The following is a 21,670-nucleotide window of genomic DNA, read 5'->3' on the forward strand; positions in this document are numbered from 1 at the left end:
TCTACCCTGTGGCAATGGTCTTTTCGGGGGGATTGGATATGTACCAGCTCTACGGGCACAGAAACTCAGGCGCCGCCGCCATCGAAGCGGCGCTGGAGCTGTGCCAGATCGCTTACCGTTTCATTGATATCGAAGCCAGCACCGAAGCCGCCGAGGCGCTGGCCCAGCTCAATCCACTCAAGCAGATACCGACCTTGCAACTGCCCGACGGCAGCGCCATCACCGAGAGCGCGGCGATCCTGATTCATCTGGGCCTGACGTTTCCCAAGTCCGGCCTGCTGCCCGCCAAGTCGGATGATCGTGATCAGGCAATTCGTGGTCTGGTCTACATCGTCAGCAATTGCTACGCAGCGATCGGCGTCATTGATTATCCGGAGCGCTGGCTGCTGATGCCTGACGAAGCCTCGCGGCAGAACCTGGTGGCCGGTGCGCGCGAGCGTTTGCACTGGAGTTGGGAGGTGTTCGCCGACCAGTTTTCTGCCGAGTTGTATCTGGATGACGAAACGCCGGGGGCGCTGGATGTACTGGCGGCAGTAGTGACGCGTTGGGCGGGGAGCCGCGAGCATTTACGGCAGGCGCGACCGGGGTTTTATGCGTGGTTGCAGCGCATTGACCGGCATCCGGTGCTGGCGCCGGTGTTCGCCCGGCATTGGCCGTCCTGAATTCACCACAAAACCAAATGTGGGAGCGAGCCTGCTCGCGAAAGCGTCTTGTCAGTCGCAGCATTTTTACTGACAGACCGCTTTCGCGAGCAGGCTCGCTCCCACAGGGGATTGGGGGGATGTTGAGGGATTTATTCCCCGCGAATGTACTGCTCCAGCTGTTTGATCAGCTCCGCCTGCTCGGCAATCGCTTCCTTGACCAGGTCACCGATCGACAGCAAGCCGATCAACTTGCCGTTCTCGACCACCGGCAAGTGGCGCAGGCGTTTGTCGGACATGATGCCCAGGCAGGTGTCGACGGTTTGATGGGTGTCCACGGTGATCACGTTAGCCACCATGATGTCGCGCACCGGTGTGCCCACGGATGAGCGGCCATGCAGCACCAGTTTGCGCGCGTAGTCGCGTTCGCTGATGATGCCGACCACTTTTTCGTCTTCGACCACCAACAAGGCACCGACGTTTTTCTCGGCCATCTTCATCAGCGCTTCGAGCACCATGTGATCGGGTTTGATCTGGTGCACATCCTGATTCTTCTGATCTTTGAGCTTGAGCAGTTGGGCGACGGTCTTCATGGTGGTTACTCAGGTGTTGTCGTTGTTATCCAAGCATCGTAGACGCAAGCGCGCAGGGCAAGGTGGCAAAGCGGCAGATAACACGCAAAAAACGTCATTTGCCGGTTTTTTCCGTGGCTGACGGCGATTTATCGCCAGGGTCATCCCAGGCAATGCCGCGTAGAATGCCCCTCTGTTTCAATTCCTGAGGTTGCAGTGGTGGATTTACCGCGGGGCTTCGTCCTGACCCGGCATTGGCGCGATACAGCGGCCGGCACCGAAGTCGAGTTCTGGCTGGCGACTGACGCCGGGCCGCGCCGTGTGCGCTTGCCGCATCAGCCGTCGGTGGCGTTTATTCCTGCCGAGCAGCGCGAAGCGGCCGAACGTCTGCTGCACGACGAAAAGAATGTCGAATTGCGCCCCTTGGCCCTGCAGGATTTCGAGCATCGCCCGGTACTGGGGCTGTATTGCCAGCAACACGGCCAGTTGATGCGCCTGGAAACCGCGCTCAACCGTAACGGGGTCGACGTCTTCGAAGCCGATGTGCGCCCGCCGGAACGCTATCTGATGGAGCGCTTTATCACCGCACCGGTGCGGTTCAGCGGCACGCCCGATGCCGACGGCGTATTGCTCAACGCCCAGCTCAAACCTGACCCCGATTACCGACCGAAGCTGCGCCTGGTCTCGCTCGACATCGAAACCACCGAGACGGGCGAGTTGTATTCGATTGCCCTCGAAGGTTGTGGCGAGCGTCAGGTGTACATGCTCGGTGCGCCGAACGGCGATGACAGCATCGTCGACTTCGACCTTGAATACTGCGAATCGCGCACGGTCATTCTGAAGAAGCTCAACGACTGGTTCGCCCGCCACGACCCCGATGCGATCATCGGCTGGAACGTCGTGCAGTTCGATCTGCGCATCCTTCACGAACACGCTAGGCGCCTCGGTGTGCCGCTGAAAATCGGCCGTGGCGGCGAAGAGATGCAATGGCGCGAACACGGCAGCCGCAATCACTACTTCGCCTCGGCAGCGGGGCGACTGATCATCGACGGTATCGAGTCCCTACGCTCGGCGACCTGGAGTTTCCCCTCGTTCAGCCTGGAAAACGTCGCGCAGACCCTGCTCGGCGAAGGCAAGTCCATCGACAACCCGTACCAGCGCATGGACGAGATCAACCGCATGTTCGCCGAGGACAAACCGGCGCTGGCCAAGTACAACCTCAAGGACTGCGAACTGGTCACGCGGATCTTCGCCAAGACCGAGTTGCTGACCTTTCTGCTGGAGCGCGCCAGCGTCACCGGTTTGCCGGCAGACCGCAGCGGCGGCTCGGTGGCGGCGTTCACCCATCTGTATATGCCGTTGATGCACCGACAGGGTTTTGTCGCGCCGAACCTCGGCACCAATCCGCCGCAGGCCAGTCCCGGCGGCTTCGTCATGGACTCGCAACCGGGCCTGTATGAGTCGGTGCTGGTGCTCGATTACAAGAGTCTGTATCCGTCGATCATCCGCACCTTTCTGATCGACCCGGTCGGCCTGATCGAAGGCCTGCAACACCCGGACGATACCGACTCGGTGCCAGGCTTCCGTGGCGCCCGATTCTCGCGCACCCGCCATTGCCTGCCGTCGATCGTCTCGCGGGTGGCCGAAGGTCGTGAGATCGCCAAGCGCGAACACAATGCGCCGCTGTCGCAAGCGCTGAAAATCATCATGAACGCCTTCTACGGCGTGCTCGGCTCCAGCGGCTGCCGCTTCTTCGATACGCGGCTGGCCTCATCGATCACCCTGCGCGGTCACGAGATCATGCTGCGCACGCGCAAGCTGATCGAAGAACAGGGCCACGCGGTGATCTACGGTGACACCGACTCGACGTTTGTCTGGCTGCGTCGCCCGCACGGGCAGGAAGAAGCGGCCAGCATCGGTCATGCGCTGGTCAAGCACGTCAACGACTGGTGGCGCGAGCATGTGCGCGATGAATATGGCCTGGAAAGCGCCCTCGAACTGCAATTCGAAATTCACTACAAACGCTTTCTGATGCCGACCATTCGCGGCGCGGAGGAGGGCAGCAAGAAGCGCTACGCCGGCCTCGTCACCCGAGCCGATGGCAGCGATGAAATGGTCTACAAGGGCCTGGAAACCGTGCGCACCGACTGGTCGCTGCTGGCCCGGCAATTCCAGCAGGAGCTCTACGAGCGGATATTCCAGCGCAAGCCGTATCAGGATTACGTGCGCGACTACGTGCGCAAAACCCTCGCCGGTGAATTCGACGATCGCCTGGTTTACCGCAAGCGCTTGCGCCGCACCCTCGACGATTACGAACGCAACGTGCCGCCGCACGTGCGCGCCGCACGGCTGGCCGACGACTACAACGCGCAGCATGGGCGCCCGCGCCAATACCAGAACGGCGGCTGGATCAGCTACGTCATCACCCTGGCAGGTCCCGAGCCGCTGGAAGTGCGCCGCGCCGCCATCGACTACGACCACTACATCACCCGGCAACTGCAACCGGTGGCGGATGCGATTCTGCCGTTTGTCGACGACGATTTCTCAACCCTGATCGGCGGGCAACTGGGCCTGTTTTGAGTCGAGCAGTTGCAGCGTCCACTCATCGAGAATGCCGTGGAAATAGCGTTCCAGCGCTTGTGTGAACAGGCTGTCATCAGCGGAAAACTGAGCAAACAGGGTCATCGAGGAATGAAATTTCAGGTCATCGGGATGGCCGAAAATCTCCGCGATCGAGCGCTGTTGCACCTTCAGCACAAGCTGCGTGCAGGTGCGTAGTCGGGCTCCGAGCAGTTCGTGAGCCAGATAAGCCCGGGCTTCCTCGGCCGAACCGATGGCGAAGCGCCGGGACATTTCACTGCCGCCCAGACCGGCGAACTGCGGGAAGACAAACCACATCCAGTGGCTGCGTTTGCGGCCCTCGTCGAGTTCGCGTTGCACGCGCTCGAACACCGGATCCTGGGCCTGGACAAAACGTTGCAGGTTGAACGGGTCGTACTGATCAGTGCTTCTCATCGCGAAGCCCTCGCCAGCCGCTGGCTCAGACCATGGCCAGCCGCTGCTTGCGTTGTGGCGCTTGAAACGCCTGGTCCAGCGCCGCCAGATCCCCGGCCTCCAGTTGCAGTTGCGCGGCTTGTGCATTGAGTTGCACGTGTTCCGGCCGCACAGCCTTGGGAATCGCAATCACACCATCCTGACGCAGAATCCACGCCAGCGAAACCTGTGCCGGGGTCACGCCATGACGAGCGGCAATCTCATTCAGCACCGGTTCAGCCAGCATCGCGCCGCCCTGGCCAATCGGGCAGTAAGCCATCAGCGGCATGCGCTGATGTTGGCACCACGGCAGCAAATCGAATTCGATGCCGCGCTCTTCGAGGTTGTAAAGCACCTGATTGGTCGCGCAGACCGAACTGGAGAGTTCTTCGAGATCGTCGACATCGAAATTCGACACGCCCCAACGGCCGATCTTGCCGTCCTCGCGCAGACGTTCGAACGCCTCGACGGTTTCTTCCAGCGGATACTGGCCGCGCCAGTGCAACAGATAGAGGTCGATGTAGTCGGTGTCGAGCCGGCGCAAACTGCGCTCGCAAGCTTGCGGGATGCCCTTGCGGCTGGCGTTGTGCGGGTAGACCTTGCTCACCAGAAACACCTGATCGCGCAGGCCGGCGATGGCCTCGCCGACCACGGTTTCGGCACCGCCCTCGGCGTACATTTCGGCGCTGTCGATCAGGGTCATGCCCAGCTCGATACCCGTGCGCAGCGCCGCCACTTCACGCTTATGCGCCGAGCGATCTTCACCCATGCGCCAGGTGCCTTGGCCAATCACCGGAACCTGGACGCCGGCCAATTCGAGGGTACGCATGCAAACCTCCTTGCTGAATGTGTCGATACCTTTTAGTGGGCAGCAGGATAGCTCAGGGGTTCAATAAGCAAAGAGATCGCGGCCTTCGGCAGCGCTTTCCTTATGCGTACCGGTTTCCCATGTAGGAGATGCCGAAGGCTGCGATCTTTTGATCTGGCGCTCTTCTTTATCCATCCACGTACAAGTGCGCAAGAAGTTGCGCAGTGCCTTGCCTGTTTTGACCCGGGTAAGTCTCTACAGGCCGCGTAGCTCGTGGCCTCCAGCCAAGTGCGCAACTTCTTGCACACCACTGCGCAAAAAGTTGCGCACTTTCCCTTGTTTTTCATTGGCTTAATCACAGGAAAAGATCAGTCGATGAGCTCAAGGCATTGATCCGTATGGGCTGCATAAAAGCTGGCACGAAGTTTGATGGCGCATGGCCATCCTTTCAGGCAATGGTGCCTGTGAGGTATGTCTTTTCAAGCAAGGAGAGCACCCCATGGCAACACCAGCGTACATGTCGGTTACCGGCGAAAAACAAGGCCTGATCACTGCAGGCGCATTCACCGCTGACTCCGTCGGCAACACCTACCAGGAAGGCCACGAAGACCAGGTCATGGTTCAGGCTTTCACCCACGACGTGATCATCCCGCGTGACCCACAGTCCGGTCAGCCAACCGGTCAGCGCGTGCACAAGCCAGTGGTCATCACCAAGGTCTACGACAAGGCTTCGCCGCTGCTGCAAGCGGCGCTGACTTCCGGCGAGCGCATGAGCGAAATCGTTATCCAGTGGTACCGCACTTCGGCTCAAGGCACCCAAGAGCACTACTACACCACCAAACTGGAAGACGCGATCATCGTCGCCATCAACAACAAAATGCACAACTGCCAGGACCCGTCGAACGCCCACTTCACCCACCTGGAAGAAGTGCAGTTCACCTACCGCAAAATCACCTGGACCCACGAAGTATCCGGTACTTCGGGTTCCGATGACTGGCGTGCTCCAGTCGTTTAATCGCGACTGATTGTTGTACCCCCTCGGCCGGTTTCGCCGGTCGGGGCGGATTCACTTCTAAAGAAATTTTGCCAATAGCCCCACAGCGGGCTGTTGCGCGTCGCAGCACTGCGCGAGGAACAAGGGATGTTCTCACCGGCCAACCAGCCTCATTTCAATCTGACCGTCGATGGCATCGACAGCGACTTTCAAGTGCTGTCGTTCACCGGTCGTGAGGCCCTTAACACGCCGTTCGAATTCGAGCTGGAACTGGTCAGCGAAAAGGCCTCGATCAACCTCGAAAGCGTGCTGCACAAACTGGCGTTTCTGCAGCTGTCGCCCAGCGGTACGGGCATTCACGGGCTGGTCTACAGCGTCGCCCAGGGCGAGGCGGGCAAGCGCCTGACCCGCTACAAGATTTCCTTGCGTCCGCAACTGGCCTACCTCGCGCACCGAGTCAACCAGCGCATCTTCCAGCAGATGACCGTGCAGCAGATCATCAGCAAGGTCTTGGAAGAACACGGCATTCTCGCCAGCGATTACCACTTCCAGCTCAGCGCGATTTATCCCGAGCGCATTTACTGCGTGCAGTACGACGAGTCGGACCTGGATTTCATCCAGCGCCTGTGCGAAGAGGAGGGGATTCACTACCACTTCCAGCACACGTCCAGCGGCCACAAACTGACCTTCGGCGATGACCAGACGGTGTTTCCGAAACTGGCGCCAGTGGCCTATCAGCAGGACTCCGGACTGGTCGCCGACAAACCGGTGGTCAAGCGCTTCGGCCTGCGTCTGGCCACCCGCACCAGCCGCACCACCCGCCGCGATTACGACTTCGTCAAACCGAAGATCGAGCTGGAAAGCGACGCCAAAAGCAGCGCGCAACCGGACCTCGAAGACTACGATTACCCGGGCCGTTTCGTTGACCGCGAGCGCGGCAAACACCTGGCCAATCGCGCGCTGGAACGCCATCGCAGCGACTACCGTCTGGCCGAAGGCAACAGCGATCAGCCGATTCTGGTCAGCGGACATTTTCTCGCCCTGACCGAGCACGCCAACCCGACGTGGAACGACCTCTGGCTGCTCACCGAAATCTTCCACGAAGGCAAGCAGCCGCAGGTGCTCGAAGAATCGGTGACCAGCGACACTACTGACAACAAGGACGATTTCCACCAGGGCTACCGCAACCGCTTCAGCGCGATTCCGTGGGACGTGCCGTACCGTCCGCCGCTCGATCACCCGAAACCGAAAGTCCTCGGCACTCAGAGCGCGGTGGTCTGCGGCCCGGAAGGCGAAGAGATTTACTGCGACCAGTACGGCCGGGTGAAAGTGCAGTTCTTCTGGGACCGCGAAGGCAAACACGACGACATGACCAGTTGCTGGATGCGCGTCGCGTCGAGCTGGGCAGCCGAGACCTTTGGTTCGATCAATATTCCGCGCGTGGGCATGGAGGTGTTGATCACCTTCCTCGAAGGCGATCCCGATCAGCCGCTGATCACCGGTTGCCTGTACCACGGCGCCAATCTGCCGCCGTACAAACTGCCGGATTTCAAGACCCTGGCCACGGTCAAGAGCAAGGAATACAAGGGCAGCCGCGCCAACGAACTGCGCATCGACGATACCACCAGCGAGATCAGCATCGCGCTGCGCAGTGATCACGGCGCGAGTGCAATCAACCTCGGTTATCTGACCCATCCGCGCCCTAGCGGCGGTCAGCCGCGCGGTGAAGGTTTTGAATTAAGAACCGACCGCCACGGTGCGGTGCGTGCCGGTGCCGGCCTGCTCATCACCACCGAGCCGCGTCCGAACGAATCCAAGCACCACAAGGATCTGCCGGAAACCGCTGAACGCCTCGCCACCGCGAGCGACCAGCAAGACGGTTTTGCGGTGCAGGCCAAAGAGCTTCAGGCCCAAGAAGCCGGCGATCAGGACGACGTCGCCAAAGCGCTGCACGCCCAGCATCAAGGCGTACTCGGCAGCGGTCCGGCCAACCTCACCGCCAACGAATTCCCCGAGTTCACCGAACCGCATCTGGTCCTCGCCAGTCCCGCCGGCATCGCCCTGACCACGCCGCGTTCCAGCCACATCGCCACTGGCGAACACCTGGCGCTGAGCAGCACTGGCCACACCAGCCTGTCGATCGGCAAACGCCTGCTCGCCAGTGCCAGTCGCGGCATGCGCCTGTTCGTGCAGAGCATGGGCTGGCGCTTGGTCGCGGCCTCCGGCGACATCGATGTACGCGCACTGAAGGACAGCATCAACCTGCTGGCCAAACTCAACATCACCGCCAACGCCGACCGCATCACCATCACCGCAAAAACCGAACTGGTGATCCAGGGCGGCGGCAGCGCCACCACCTACAACGCCGGCGGCATCACCCACGCCACCAGCGGCCCGTACACCGCGCACGCGGCGAACTTCGCCTACACCGGCGCGAAAAGTCTCGCCGGGGTATTCCCGGAACCACCGAAACCGGGCAAGGGCAATCTGGAATTGTTCAACCAGTACGCCGGGCGTCAGGGCATCAAGGAAGGTGATTACGAAGTCATCGATGCGCTGGGCAAAAGCATCAAGGGCAAGCTCGACGGCAAGGGTTTCGCCAGCGTCGCCGGTGCCGCACCGGGGCCGGCGCGGGTGTTGTTCGGCAAGGATCCGGCGGACACGTGGAGCGATGGCAGTTACATCGGCAAGCCGGAGTGGCCGTTGAATCCGCCGGGGGCCGAAGACGTGCCGAGTCAGGTGCAGGCGATGGTCGCGCAGGTGTTGCCGAGCAAGAGTTGGGACATGTTGGAGAAGGGCAAGGACATGGCGCAGACAGGGATGAGTGCGATGCAGGCGGCGCAAGGTGCGATGCAAACGGCGCAGCAAGTGAAAGGTGTGGTGCAGGGCGGTGTGGCCGGGTTGCCGAAATTGGCGAGTGCGGCGTTGCCGAGTGCGTCGGGGATTTTGGGGGCAGCAAGCAAGGCCGGCAAGTTGCCGAGCCTGCCTGCACCGAGTCTGCCAAAACCTTCCTTGAAAACCCCGGGCCTGTTGGCGGGTGAGATGCTGTCATGACCACTGAAAATGCTGCTGTAAAACGTGAACCCCAGGTTGCCATCGTTCCCCTGAATGCCATCGACATTCAGGATGTCGCCAGCGGTGCGACAACCTTCGACGCCTGGCTGCAATCCGCCAGTGGTGGTGTGGTCACTCTCGACCGGATCAAGAATGTCGCCGGGGCCTTACCAGTGGTGGGCAACATCATGGCGTTGGTTGATGCGCTAGGTGACATCGTCACGCTGTCGAACGCGCAGAAACGCGACCTGTTGGCCTGGGCCAGTCTGGGCATCAACCTGATCGGTGTTTTGCCGCTGCCACCGGCGATGGCGGCAGCCCGTATGACCCTGCGTCCGACACTGTTCCTGGTGCGTCAGGAGATGAAGGCCAGCAGCAAGATGCTGCTCAGTTCATCGGTCATCGAAGTCCTGATCGGCCACTTGAACGAGTCCATCATCGGCACCCTCGATGACTTCGTTGAACAGGCCAAAGGCAAGCTGCCGGGGATTCTGGCGGACGCTGGCAAGCTAGGTGAGGACGTCATTAACGAAATAGCCAAAGGTCTCGATACGGTGGCCAATGGCAAGCTTGATGCCAAGGGCGATCTCAATGCGGCCGGCGCACAAGCGAGTGCAGCGGTCGATCAATTCAAGAATGATCCCCTTGCATCGTTCGGCAACATCTTCGGCGCCGCTTGCAGCGCTTATAAAGCCGCAGGCAAAGGTTTGGCCAACAGTGCAGCCGATCACCTGCTGCCCGATGACGTGAAGAAGCGGGTTGCTACGGAAACCGCAAAACTGCGAGCGATGGGCCCGGAGCTGCGCACCCAGTTGAGTAAGCTGGACGACGAGTCCGTTCAGAACTCCATCGGCTGGTTGCTGTTGATACTGTCCAGTGCCGTGGCTCTGTGGCGCAAGCGCAATGCCCATGGTCAAGGGGCCGGTGTCAAACCAGATCAGACCAGTCAGGCCAAGCGCACTGCCTCGGAAGGGGCGCTGGGAGCGACGGGCCGACAGGCTCCGGCGACTCACGCCCCTAATCCGAAAAGAAACTGTGCCTGCTCCAGCACCCGTCACAGCATTAACTTTGCCCTGGGTTCGGAAAGTCTCAGCCATACCGATTTCAGTTTACCCGGGGCTTTCCCGGTTGTGTGGATGCGTACCTACAATTCACGTTTGGGTGCATACGACCAAAACGAACTCGGCGCCCGCTGGATCAACGAGTTCACCACACGTTTCGATTGCGTGGATGATGGCCTGACCTTCTACGGCGCCGATGGCCGCGATCACAGCTATCCGTTGCCCAAAGTCGGTCTGTTCCACTACGACGCCATCGAAAGTATCACCCTCGTTCGTGCCAGCGAAGATCAGTTGCTGGTGTGCCGTGGTTTCGAGCGCAAGGAAACCTACGTCCGCCGTGGCCAGCGCTTTGTGCTGAGTAACATTTCGCTGCGCAACGGCGCCGGAGTGATGCTGCATTACGAGCATCGTCACGGCGAACACTCGCTGCTCTCGGATCTGATCACCTATCAGGAAAAAGACTTCACCAAAGTCCATTTGCACCTCGGCACGATGCTCGACGATCACGGCCGGTTTATCGGCCTCTGGCAGATCGTTGATGGCGAACCGCTGCGCCAGCTCTGCGCCTATCAGTACGACACCTATGGCGACCTGATTCAGGCGCAGGACGAGAACGGCGCCGTCTGGTCGTATCAGTTCCAGCACCACCTGATCACCCGCTACACCGACCGCACCGGGCGCGGCATGAACCTGCAATGGGACGGTTCAAGCGCCAAGGCCAAAGCCGTGCGCGAATGGGCCGATGACGCCAGTTTCGACACGCGTCTGGAATGGGACGAAAACATCCGCCTGACCTATGTCACCGATGCCCTCGGCAACGAGACCTGGCACTACTACGACATCCTTGGCTACACCTATCGCATCCGTTACGCGGACGAGCGTTCGGAATGGTTCTTCCGCGACGAGGCGAAGAACATCGTGCGCCGTGTGAATGCCGACGGCAGCACCGATCGCTACAGCTACGATGAACGCAGCAACCTGCTCGAACACATTCGCGCCGATCACACGGTGATGCATTACGCCTACGATGATCAGGATCTGCTGATCAAGATCAGCGATGCCGAGGGCGGTCAGTGGCAGCGTGCCTATGACGACCAAGGCAACCTGGTCGAAGCGCTGGATCCGCTGGGCAACAAAACCGAATACGCCTACAACAAATCCGGCCAGCCCACCGCGATCAAGGACGCCAACGGCAACGAAAAAACCCTCGACTACAACGATGCCGGGCAACTGGTCGAGTACGTCGATTGCTCGGGCAAGACCAGCGCCTGGGAGTACAACGAACTGGGGCAGATGATCTGCTTCACCGACGCTGCCGGCAACGCCACCGAGTACGAATACAAGGCCGGCCAACTGGTGCTGATCAAGCACCCGGACAAGACCGAAGAGCGCTTTGAGCGTGACGCCGAAGGTCGGTTGTTGGCACATGTCGACGGTCTCGATCGTTGCACCACTTGGAGCTACAGCGCTGCCGGTTTGATCGCCGAACGCATCGACGCTGCCGAGCAAACCCTGCGCTATCGCTGGGACCGGCTCGGACGGCTAACGGCCCTGGAAAACGAAAACGAACAACGCGCGCACTTCCACTATGACCCGGTCGGTCGACTGCTGGAGGAAAGCGGATTTGACGGGCGCAGCACTCGCTATCAGTACGACCCGATAACTGGTCGCCTCGCCCAATTGATCAATGGCAAACGCATCATCTCGGCGAGCTTTGACCCGATGGGCCGCCTGATCGAGCGTCGTGCTACCCAGGGCGAGCAGTCACAAAGCGAGACTTTTGCCTACGACGGCAACGGCAATATGGTGCTGGCCGACAACGCCGGCAGCCGTCTGCAATGGTTCCACGACCCGGCCGGCAATCTGCTGCGCGAGCACCAACATTACCTCGGCCTGGAAAAACCCACCGTCGCGATCTGGCAGCACGAGTACGACGTGCTCAACCAACGAGTCGCCACCGTGCGCCCCGACGGCCACCGCGTCAGTTGGCTCACTTACGGCAGCGGCCATCTGCTGGGCATGCGCCTGGACGAGCATGAGCTGATCAGTTATGAACGCGACGACCTGCACCGCGAAGTTGCCCGTCATCAAGGTAACCATTTGCTGCAAACTCAAAGCTGGGACCCGGCCGGTCGCTTGCAGGAGCAACTGCTAGGGCGCAGCGATGACAAAAGCACTCTGCTCAAGCGCGAATACAAATACGACGCTGCCGGCCAACTGACTGACATCAACGACAGTCGTCGCGGCCCGCTCGCCTATCGCTACGATCCCGTCGGCCGACTGCTCAGCGCCGTGACGCGTCAAGGCGTTGAAACTTTCGCCTTCGACCCGGCCGGTAACCTGCTGGATGACAAGACTGCCGAAATCCGTCGCCCACTGGATCTGACGCCACCGCGCAGCAAACTGGTCGACAACCTGCTGCGCGAATACGCCGGCACCCACTACGACTACGACGAACGCGGTAATCAGATCCAGCGCTGGCACAACGGTCAACGCAGTGATCTGCGTTGGGACCTGTTTGATCGACTGGTGCATTTCGAAGATCCGCGCCTGAGCGTGGATTTCGCTTACGACGCACTGGGACGCCGCCTGCATAAAAACTCGCGCGCGCATTACAAACAACGTCCTGAAGCCGGCTCTCTCTGGAACAGAAACGAGCACGCGCGCAAGCAGCGCGAACTCGGCTGCGGCTTCACCTTGTACGGCTGGGATGGCGACAACCTCGCCTTTGAAAGCAGCCCAGCGCAAAGCGATGGCGAACCGGGTCGCACGGTGCACTACGTCTTCGAACCGGGGACTTTTGTCCCTGTGGCACAGGCTGTGCGGCACGCGCCGATCGATCTGATTAGGCTGCCGGATTACAGTGGTGAATACAGCCTCGATGAAGACCCGGTGTGGAATCACAAGGCAACGGCGTTACCGATTGATGCGTTGGCCTGGTATCAGTGTGATCACCTCGGCACGCCGCAGGAATTGACGGACGCGCAAGGCGACATCGCCTGGACCGCGCAGTACAAGGCGTGGGGACAGGTGACGGAGCAGCGTTCGGAATGGGCGCGGCAGCATGGCGTGATGAACCCGATACGGTTCCAGGGGCAGTATCACGATCATGAGACGGGGCTGCATTACAACCGGTATCGGTACTATGATCCGGGGGTAGGGCGGTTTATTAGTAAGGACCCAATAAGTTATGAGGGTGGCATAAATATTTATCAGTATGCCCCGAATCCTATGGGGTGGGTCGATCCTTTAGGATTGGCAGCCCATAGAGGACGTATTCAAGCTCAAGGTGCCAAGCTTGAAGAGTCTGTCGCATGGAACCAAGATACGCCTCTGACCGCTAGCGATGCTAAGAAAAAGCTTGAGGAGTTGAAAGGAAAACTCAATAAAAAAGACCTAGCAGCCCGACAGGATGCTTTCAAGAAAGCGGACAAATATATCGATAATTCGGCTAAGTGCGGCGGAGCGGATGCGTATATCAGTAAGACGTTCAAGGTAAACGATACCAAAGGTGAGCGCGTTGATATCGAAGTAATTACTGGCAAAGCATTTGTGGAGTAGAAAAAATGTTTGATGACTACCTGAGCAACAAAGACAGCTATTTCCAGCTAGAGCAGGATCTTTATAAATTCTTTTATCTAGAGGTTCAGAAAAACGAAGTCGCTAGTGAAGTATTCAAGGCGCCTTTTTACAATACATTCTTTTCAAACGGCACGCCGTTCATGGACGGAAATCCAATTTTTTCTGCAAGAAATGAGGTAAATGGTCAAATTCTTAGAATAGTATTAGACGAGGAGGTCGATGAGGTTTCCTCGTACAACGACAAGGAAGCGGGATGTGAGCTTGTTATATTCGGAAAACTATCCTTGATGGATGAAATAAAGAAAATGATTTCCGCGTGGGTCAAGGCGCAATAACACTTCTAGAATCCTTCAGGGTGCACCGTTTTTTGATGTTTATAAAACGTGAACCCTGGGGTTCAAATTATAAAGAGTCTAAGATGCTTCACCCTTCATGGCACTGCAGTCGATTGTGATCAGAATATCAAGCTTGACGAAATATCAGTTCTCGCGGATCCAGGAACGATAAGAGTCTTAGGAGTTTTCTTGATGGGCCCGGCGCGTGTGCTGTTCGGCAAAGACCCGGCGGACACCTGGAGCGATGGCAGCTACATCGGTAAACCGGAGTGGCCGTTGAACCCGCCGGGGCCTGAAGAGGTGCCGAGTCAGGTGCAGGCGATGGTCGCCAAAGTATTGCCGAGCAAGAGTTGGGACATGTTGGAGAAGGGCAAGGATATGGCGCAAACAGGTAACCGCGAAAATTCGACCTGAAGATTTGGGAACTGGGACAAATACCAACACTAGTTCATGGGGGTTTGCGCGTAACTTGGGCTGTAATACGGACGACGCTGGCCATGCCATCGGAAATCGACTGGGTGGAAGCGGTGGTAAGGGGAACATTTTTCCTCAAGCCCCTAGTGTTAACCGTGGTGAGTTCCGTGACTTTGAGGGAGATATTGCCGAAGCTGTTAAAGGCGGTAGTAACGTAATAGTACGTGTCACCCCTCAGTACGATGAAGGTGCCACTCGACCTCATTCTGTTTTGTACCAGGCGAGAGTTGACGGGAATACTGAAACTCGGCTATTCCACAACCCTTGTTCGTGCGATTGTTGATAGGAGCGTTTTATATCACCTAGTGAGCGATTACAAAATTTTCTTTCGCAGATGCATGAGTGGGAGGTGGGATTTCATGCCGAGAAGCGATGCGACGCATATAAGACGGATTCGGGGTATCGGACTAAGGCGAATGAAGCAGCAAAATCAAGGTTGGAAGCGATATTCTCTGAAAATCTGAGTGTGAAAGCTTCAATTGCCCTTGGATCAGCAAGGCTCGATACATTAGGTACTGGACAGCCTCCGGAGTATGAACAGACCATTTTGACTGATACCGAAGAACAACTAGATAAGGAAACGAATATTCAGGCAGTCAGAAAAAAAGGGCTGAAACAACGTTATCGATACACCGTGATCGTAGAGCGTGATGAACCAAAAATTGATGGGGTTAGCGTTTGGCGCGCTAGCAGTGAGAAATGGGAGCGTCGTGATGCGATTTAGCCCTAAACCGGTCTCTGAAGAAAATCATCTGTGCACGAGTTGATGTGAGTTAGTGCTTGGTGAAAATAGATATTCGGTTAAGTAGAGATACTGAGCACTCGAACTCTTTAAGTTTGGCGCCTTAGAGCGTATGTTTTGCGCGATACTAATGGTTTGGATGGCGATTTTTTTTAATAGTCGAGTCGCGAAAGTCTGAGGAATTTAAATTAATGTTTAATTACTATCTAAATAGCAAGAGCTGCTACCTCCGACTAGAGCAGGATTTTTATGATTTCTTCTACTTGGAAGCGCTTAAAAAACAAATCGACTTTAAAATATTCAAAGTGCCCTATTACAATATATTTTTTTCAAACGGCACACCGCTTATGGACGGAAATCCAATTTTTTCTGCGAGAAATGAACTGAGTGGACAGATTCTCAGAGTGGTGTTAGACGAGGGCGCCGAGAAACTTTCATTTTATTACGACAAGGACGCGGGGTGTGAGCTTGTAATATTCGGACGACTGTCCTTTATGGATAAGATAAAGACAAAAATTTCAGCGTGGGTCCTGGCTCAATAGCGATTCGATGGCCTTCTTAAGGCAAACTGTTTTTTGATTATTTCTTAAGCGTAGTCTGGTTTTGAAAGGTTTTCGAATAAACCGCAGTATTCAGTTTGGCGAAGAACTTTAACTTGAATCTCATTGTGGTGGGGAGGCGAATAATCATGTCAGAGATTTCAAACAAACTTTCCTCGCTTTCCCCGAGGGGTTTACAAATTTATGCATCAAAATTTTTACAGGCTTATTGCAACGCAAAGTCTTTTCAGCACTTGGCTATCAACGATTTGATAGCCCACCTGAACAATTATCCTGAAAACGATAATCTGGATGAGTGGGAGAGAAGGGGGGTGTTGCCACTTAATGGAAGGGGCGATTGTATACCACCAGACCTTAATCAATCGATTCCACCACATGATATTGTCGATTTTTGCCAGGTTGTGGATAGCGCGGTCGAGATCGGGATAGTCAATTTGTATGGCGCACCAACCAATCTACCTGAGAAATTCATAGAGAAGATGTCTTTGATTCTCCGTAGGAATAACATTGATCTTCCCCACGTTTAGCAGAAGGCTAAGATCAACGTTGCAGCCAACGGATGCACCTGGAATTTTGGTTAAGTACTTCATATTCATATGTCATCAAAGCTGCCTACGCCTAAACGGTGGAGACCACACGGATCATGAGTTATGAATACAAATTATTATTTGACGACAGCTTTATAGCTCAGCATCTCATCGACGTTGTCAAAACTAGTAGTGCTTGTGTTCGCGCGGAAGAGGGTGATCTTTATTTGAAGGATTACTCGTTAAATAGCAGTGGAGCTTACGATGCTCGTCTGATCAATGGGAGTGATGGATCCCTGTGGCTCCAAGTGAATTTCCAATCAGCAGAACTGTACGCCCTACTTAAAACAGCACTCAATGGAAGAAATTTCAGGTGTCTTGAAGATGGGGACGAGGATGAAGAGGTTGGCTTAAATGAGGCCTTCCGCGTGTAGGTTGACTCTCGGTCAAATTGCAGCCGAATGCCCCTTTTTAATCTCTAAAAATTCATGAAATGTATCAGGGGCAGGCCACGTTTTTGAAGGTTGATTAAACGCAACCTGCCTTTGATAAAACTCTCTGCCATTGGTGGCCGAAAGACGCGAAATTGATCGAGGCTGCAGTCAACCCTCGTAGTCGAAGGAATGACAACATAAAAGACGCCATTCGTCTGGGCGACTCCACCACTCACGGTGGCAAAGTCCTCGAAGCCTTTTCCCAGACCGACCTAAACGGCAAGCGCATCGCCGGGGTTGGCCAAAAGGTCAGCTGTCCTCTGTGCAAAGGCATTTTCCGATTGCCGAAGGCAGCAGCACCTACACCGTCGATGGCACGCCTATCGCGTTGGACGGCATGAAAACCGCCTGCGGGGCCGCGCTGATTGCCAGTGGCCCGAAAGGAGCGGTGGTCAGTTGAATCCGCGAGGGTGAGCTCTTCGTTCGCGCTCAGGAATACTGTAAGTAAACAACCTGGCTTCATCCATTAAAGGAATAAACATGAAGAACACCGCTTTGATCCTCGCACTGACCGCCGCTCTCGGCACCGTCAATGTTGCTCACGCAGAAGGACCGGACGCCGCTACGTTGAAAGGGATGTACGACACTGGGCGCAACATGTCCGGGCTGATTAACCATTGCGTCGACAAAGGTTTCCTGAAAGCTGAAAGCACAGTGAACGCCAATAAAATGGTGGCGTTTGTAGCAGGAATTCCAGGGCAGATGGACAAAAGTGATGGCGACAAGAATGAAGCCCATGGTCGCAAGGGTGAAGTATTGGACGATGGTCAATACAAAACCCTGGAGGCCAATCTGCCGTCGAGTCTGACGCTGAAGCAGTGGTGCGAGCAGGCGGATCAAGGCATGCGTCAGGGATTGGAGCGTGTGGGTCTGTAATCTCCTTGGTGATTGATCGTTCCCACGCGCAGTAATGGAATGCCTCAAGGGACGTTCCACGCTCCAGTTCGCGAAGGGACGCGGAGCGTCCCGGCTGCATGCCCACTCGGAGCGTGGGAACGATCAGCGTTGGAGGTTATTTAGCGGAGAACTTCAACACCACGCTGTGGCTGTAGGTCTGCCCCGGATCAAGCCGTGTACTCGGGAAGTCCGGCTGATTCGGTGAGTCCGGATAATGCTGAGTCTCCAGAGTAAACGCGCCCCAGTGCGGATACACCTTGCCACCCTTGCCCTTGACGGTGCCGTCGAGGAAGTTGCTGGTATAGAACTGCACACCCGGCTCCGTGGTGAACAACCGCAGCACGCGACCGGACTGCGGGTCACTCACCTCAGTCGCAACTTTGCCGATATCACCTTTGGTATCCAGCGCCCAGTTGAAATCAAACCCACCCTGTTTCGGCTCGGCAAATTTTAGCTGCGGATGATCAGCCTTGATGTGCGTGCCAATCGCAGTGGGTTTGCTGAAGTCCATCGGCGTGCCCGCCACGGGGGCCAGTTCGCCGGTCGGGATCAGTTTGGCGGTGACCGGGGTGTAATGGCTGGCGTGAAGGGTGGCGACCTGTTTGAGAATGTCGCCATTGCCGGCGCCGGCGAGGTTGAAGTAGCTGTGGTTGGTCAGGTTGAGCACCGTCGGTTTGTCGGTGCTGGCCTTGTAGTCGATGCACAGCTCGTTGTTGTCGGTGAGGCGATAGGTCACTTCGGTGGTGAGGTTGCCGGGGAAACCCATTTCGCCGTCCGCCGACAGATAGGTCAGGGTCACGCCGACTGAGTCCTTGTCCTTGGTTTCCTGGGCCTTCCAGACTTTCTTGTCGAAGCCTAGAGTGCCGCCGTGCAGTGCGTTGGTTTTGTCGTTCTGCGGCACTTGATAGCGCTTGCCGTCGAGTTCGAACGCGCCTTCGGCGAGGCGATTGCCGAAACGGCCGATGGTCGCGCCGAAGTAGGCGGTGCCTTTCTGATAACCCTGCACATCGTCGAAGCCGAGCACGACGTCGTCGAACTTGCCGTGCTTGTCCGCCACTTTCAGCGATTGCAGGGTCGCGCCGTAGGTGATGACGGTGGCCTGCATGCCGTGGCTGTTGCGCAGGATGTATTGCTCGACGGGCGTGCCGTCATTGGTTTTGCCGAAAGCTTTGTGTTCGGCGCTGAGGCCGGCTGCGTTGGCGGAGAGGGTGGCGATCATCAGGGACAGTCCGAGGCCGGAGAGCAGGTGACGGGATTGAAGCATGGTTGACCTTCCTTTTTGTTGTTGTTTTTGAAAGCGGCGTTCTATCGGTATGTTAATCACCGAAAAAACAAAGTAGTCATACTAAATGCTCAGCAAGTGAAAATTTATAGCTGATTAGTCGTTTATTTCAACAATAAAGACAGACTAAATTGCAGGTCGGGGTTGGTCGAAGGACGACCGGGCATTCGGCGCACTGCACTTTTTCGCAATCGGCGGCTCTATCCATGGCCAGGATGCGGTGACTCCCGCCGCACAGGAATGTGCCTGTTCGAGATTTCATGCCGAGAGTTTTTGCCCCGATCGCTGCTTTTTTCCGCCGCCCGTGCCTGTTGCTGGCCTGTCTGTCGTCGCTGCTGTTCAGCGGTTGCAGTCACCAGGACGGCAACGGCTTCTTCAACCAGATGCGTGAAGGGAAGCCGCAGGAGTTCCTGCAGACCAGCGTCGACCGCATGGCCACGCTGGCGATGCGCGACAACCTCAACAGTCTCTATCGCTTGCAGGGCAAGCTGTACTTGCGCAACCCGGAAGAACTGCGCAAGTCGGGCTTTCTCAACATCCATGCGGCCGTGAAACAGGTGCGCCAAGCCATCGATCAGCAACAGCCGCTGCCGGTGCTGGGGGGGCGCAAGGATTTGGCCGCGCTCAGCTATGCGATGAGTCCGGAGTTCCTTGGCGATCGCGTCGGCGCCTTCATCTATGCCATCGGCAGCATGCTGGTCACCGCCCACGGCAATCGCACTGAGTTCTACATGACGGACGCGATCAACCCGACGTTCGTTCACAACGCTGCACGCAATATCGAAAAAGCCACGTGGATTTTGTCCCAGCGGCAGAACAAGGAAGGCCAGCCGCTGCTGTTTTCCAATGAGATCTCGGAGGAGGGCAGCAACCTGAGTTTCGCCACCGAGTTCGGCAAAATCGTCGCGCGGCTGGACCTGATCACGCAGATGCTCGATGAGCGTTACCGACGGATCGGCCTTAACTACGCGCAGAGTCTGCTGTTCCTGAATTTCTTGCCGGTGCAGTGAATTTGGTGGGGCGGTGATGACGATCTATGCAGCTACCACAAGTTTTTGTGGTGTGCAGAGATCCAATGTGGGAGCGAGCCTGCTCGCGAAAGCGTTCCTTCAGACGCTGAAGAGTTGACTGGTCCACCTCATTCGCGAGCAGGCTCGCTCCCACATTGATCGAATAGTGAAGGTTGTTTTTGTATACAATCCGTCACCGCTATTGATCAAAATGGAGCCGTACCCGTCATGACCGACCCCGCCAGCGCCGATTTCAGCCGCGTCGACCGCACCGCCCGTGCGGACAAACTGCCCTATGCCGCGTTGCTGGCGTTCGCCATGACCGGTTTCATTGCCATCCTCACCGAAACCCTACCCGCCGGGCTGCTGCCGCAAATCGGCGCCGGGCTCAACGTCAGTGAAGTACTCGCCGGGCAACTGGTGACGCTGTATGCACTGGGTTCGATTGTCGCGGCGATTCCGCTGACCGTCGCTACGCGCGGCTGGCCGCGACGGCGGGTGTTATTGATGACGGTCGGCGGGTTTCTGATATTCAACACTGTCACCACATTCTCCAGCCATTACGGCCTGACCCTGGCCTCGCGCTTCCTCGCCGGGATGGCGGCGGGGCTGTCGTGGGGGATCATGGCCGGTTATGCGCGTGGCATCGTGCCGGTGCATCAACAGGGGCGGGCGCTGGCGATTGCCATGCTCGGCACGCCGGTGGCTTTGTCGTTGGGCACACCGGCGGGTACGTGGCTGGGCAATCTGATCGGCTGGCGTGCGTCGTTCGGGATCATGTCGGCGCTGGCTCTGGTGCTGGCGGCGTGGATTGTCATCGCCGTGCCGGATCGTCCAGGGCAAACCAGTGACGAGCGTCTGCCGCTGCTCGAATCGATGCGTTTGCCGGGCGTGCGGCCGGTGCTGTTCGTGGTGCTGACGTGGATGCTCGGGCACAACATTCTCTACACCTACATCGCGCCGTTTCTGATGCAGGCCGGGCTGGCTGACCGGGTCGATCTGGTGCTGCTGGTGTTTGGCCTGTGTTCGCTGGTGGGGATCTGGATTATTGGCATGCTGGTGGATCGCTGGCTGCGCTGGCTGACGTTGATCAGCCTCGCGGTGTTCGCGCTGACGGCATTGGTGTTGGCGTTGGCTGCGCCGTCGCCTCTGATCATTTACGCCTGCATGGCGGTGTGGGGATTGTCGTTTGGCGGCTCGGCTACCTTGCTGCTGACCTCGGCGGCGGATTCGGCTGGTGATCACGTCGATGTGGTGCAGGCGATGCTCACCACCTCTTGGAACGTGGCGATTGCCGGGGGCGGGTTGTTTGGTGGCTTGTTGCTGGATCGGGCCGGGGCGATGTCGTTTCCGTGGGCGCTGCTGATCCTGTCGCTGATCGCGCTGGCCACTGTGTGGATCAACAAAAACCACAGCTTCAAACCTGGCCGAAGGGTGCACTGAATCTGCATCCACCACCTAACCCTGTAGGAGTGAGCCTGCTCGCGGTAGCGGAGGGTCAGTCACTGAATCCGTCACTGACAGACCGCTATCGCGAGCAGGCTCACTCCTACAGTAAAGCGATAGTGAGTTCGATATGGCATAACGATAGACCGCATCGATAT

General features: G+C 57.4%; 19 protein-coding genes and 1 pseudogene. 16 read left to right on the forward strand and 4 right to left on the reverse strand.

The window, feature by feature from the left end:
* Positions 1–38 precede the first annotated feature (38 nt).
* The gene (locus ACOYXJ_RS19655) at positions 39–662 is read left to right on the forward strand and encodes a glutathione S-transferase (RefSeq protein WP_460371124.1); all 624 of its coding nucleotides are present in this window, start codon (positions 39–41) and stop codon (positions 660–662) included.
* Positions 663–793: 131 nt separating this feature from the next.
* Here the strand turns inward: ACOYXJ_RS19655 and ACOYXJ_RS19660 are convergent, their stop codons facing one another.
* Positions 794–1,234: a CBS domain-containing protein gene (locus ACOYXJ_RS19660; protein ID WP_150795859.1), complete on the reverse strand. Its 441-nt coding sequence runs from the start codon at positions 1,232–1,234 to the stop codon at positions 794–796.
* A gap of 198 nt (positions 1,235–1,432) precedes the next feature.
* Between ACOYXJ_RS19660 and ACOYXJ_RS19665 the strand changes: the two genes are divergently transcribed.
* A complete protein-coding gene (locus tag ACOYXJ_RS19665; protein ID WP_460371126.1) occupies positions 1,433–3,793 on the forward strand; it encodes a DNA polymerase II in 2,361 nt (786 codons plus the stop codon).
* Here the strand turns inward: ACOYXJ_RS19665 and ACOYXJ_RS19670 are convergent.
* The gene (locus tag ACOYXJ_RS19670) at positions 3,758–4,228 is read right to left on the reverse strand and encodes a DUF1810 domain-containing protein (RefSeq protein WP_460371128.1); all 471 of its coding nucleotides are present in this window, start codon (positions 4,226–4,228) and stop codon (positions 3,758–3,760) included. The two genes, ACOYXJ_RS19665 and ACOYXJ_RS19670, sit on opposite strands and share 36 nt — an antisense overlap.
* Positions 4,229–4,253: 25 nt before the next feature.
* The gene (locus tag ACOYXJ_RS19675) at positions 4,254–5,075 is read right to left on the reverse strand and encodes an aldo/keto reductase (protein ID WP_460371130.1); all 822 of its coding nucleotides are present in this window, start codon (positions 5,073–5,075) and stop codon (positions 4,254–4,256) included.
* Between the two features lie 478 nt (positions 5,076–5,553).
* Between ACOYXJ_RS19675 and ACOYXJ_RS19680 the strand changes: the two genes are divergently transcribed.
* The 12 genes and pseudogenes from ACOYXJ_RS19680 (at position 5,554) to ACOYXJ_RS19735 (ending at position 17,753) form a co-directional block, all read left to right on the forward strand.
* Positions 5,554–6,069 (forward strand): Hcp family type VI secretion system effector, encoded by a 516-nt coding sequence (locus ACOYXJ_RS19680; RefSeq protein WP_007958075.1) that lies wholly within the window; start codon positions 5,554–5,556, stop codon positions 6,067–6,069.
* A gap of 126 nt (positions 6,070–6,195) precedes the next feature.
* The gene (locus tag ACOYXJ_RS19685; RefSeq protein WP_460371132.1) at positions 6,196–9,102 is read left to right on the forward strand and encodes a type VI secretion system Vgr family protein; all 2,907 of its coding nucleotides are present in this window, start codon (positions 6,196–6,198) and stop codon (positions 9,100–9,102) included.
* Positions 9,099–13,724, forward strand: coding sequence for an RHS repeat-associated core domain-containing protein (locus tag ACOYXJ_RS19690; protein WP_460371134.1), 4,626 nt, complete (start codon positions 9,099–9,101; stop codon positions 13,722–13,724). Before ACOYXJ_RS19685 ends, ACOYXJ_RS19690 begins: the two co-directional genes overlap by 4 nt.
* Before the next feature lie 5 nt (positions 13,725–13,729).
* On the forward strand, positions 13,730–14,080 hold the full coding sequence (locus ACOYXJ_RS19695; protein ID WP_095191122.1) for a hypothetical protein: 351 nt from the start codon (positions 13,730–13,732) through the stop codon (positions 14,078–14,080).
* Positions 14,081–14,272: 192 nt separating this feature from the next.
* The gene (locus ACOYXJ_RS19700; RefSeq protein WP_224793246.1) at positions 14,273–14,494 is read left to right on the forward strand and encodes a hypothetical protein; all 222 of its coding nucleotides are present in this window, start codon (positions 14,273–14,275) and stop codon (positions 14,492–14,494) included.
* Positions 14,495–14,549: 55 nt separating this feature from the next.
* Positions 14,550–14,837, forward strand: coding sequence for a DNA/RNA non-specific endonuclease (locus ACOYXJ_RS19705; protein ID WP_224793247.1), 288 nt, complete (start codon positions 14,550–14,552; stop codon positions 14,835–14,837).
* Positions 14,838–14,903: 66 nt separating this feature from the next.
* Positions 14,904–15,278, forward strand: coding sequence for an NTF2 fold immunity protein (locus tag ACOYXJ_RS19710; RefSeq protein WP_460380836.1), 375 nt, complete (start codon positions 14,904–14,906; stop codon positions 15,276–15,278).
* A gap of 209 nt (positions 15,279–15,487) precedes the next feature.
* The gene (locus ACOYXJ_RS19715) at positions 15,488–15,838 is read left to right on the forward strand and encodes a hypothetical protein (protein WP_460371137.1); all 351 of its coding nucleotides are present in this window, start codon (positions 15,488–15,490) and stop codon (positions 15,836–15,838) included.
* 146 nt (positions 15,839–15,984) lie between these two features.
* Positions 15,985–16,383, forward strand: coding sequence for a hypothetical protein (locus ACOYXJ_RS19720; protein WP_460371138.1), 399 nt, complete (start codon positions 15,985–15,987; stop codon positions 16,381–16,383).
* Positions 16,384–16,499: 116 nt separating this feature from the next.
* Positions 16,500–16,817 (forward strand): hypothetical protein, encoded by a 318-nt coding sequence (locus tag ACOYXJ_RS19725; RefSeq protein WP_150793544.1) that lies wholly within the window; start codon positions 16,500–16,502, stop codon positions 16,815–16,817.
* A gap of 197 nt (positions 16,818–17,014) precedes the next feature.
* Positions 17,015–17,277 (forward strand): annotated as a pseudogene (locus ACOYXJ_RS19730) (PAAR domain-containing protein).
* Between the two features lie 80 nt (positions 17,278–17,357).
* Complete coding sequence (locus ACOYXJ_RS19735; RefSeq protein WP_460371139.1) at positions 17,358–17,753, forward strand: hypothetical protein; 396 nt, start codon at positions 17,358–17,360, stop codon at positions 17,751–17,753.
* Between the two features lie 136 nt (positions 17,754–17,889).
* Here ACOYXJ_RS19735 and ACOYXJ_RS19740 read toward each other — a convergent pair whose 3' ends face one another.
* Positions 17,890–19,038: an aldose epimerase family protein gene (locus tag ACOYXJ_RS19740; RefSeq protein ID WP_460371140.1), complete on the reverse strand. Its 1,149-nt coding sequence runs from the start codon at positions 19,036–19,038 to the stop codon at positions 17,890–17,892.
* Positions 19,039–19,316: 278 nt separating this feature from the next.
* On the opposite strand from ACOYXJ_RS19740, the gene ACOYXJ_RS19745 reads away from it, so the two are divergent.
* Together ACOYXJ_RS19745 and ACOYXJ_RS19750 are read left to right on the forward strand one after the other, a co-directional pair.
* Entirely contained in the window at positions 19,317–20,066 is a 750-nt protein-coding gene (locus ACOYXJ_RS19745; protein ID WP_460371141.1) for a hypothetical protein, read from the forward strand.
* Positions 20,067–20,294: 228 nt separating this feature from the next.
* Positions 20,295–21,509 (forward strand): MFS transporter, encoded by a 1,215-nt coding sequence (locus ACOYXJ_RS19750; RefSeq protein WP_460371142.1) that lies wholly within the window; start codon positions 20,295–20,297, stop codon positions 21,507–21,509.
* The last annotated feature ends 161 nt before the right edge of the window (positions 21,510–21,670 follow it).

Source organism: Pseudomonas sp. Tul2A7 (genome assembly GCF_054790505.1).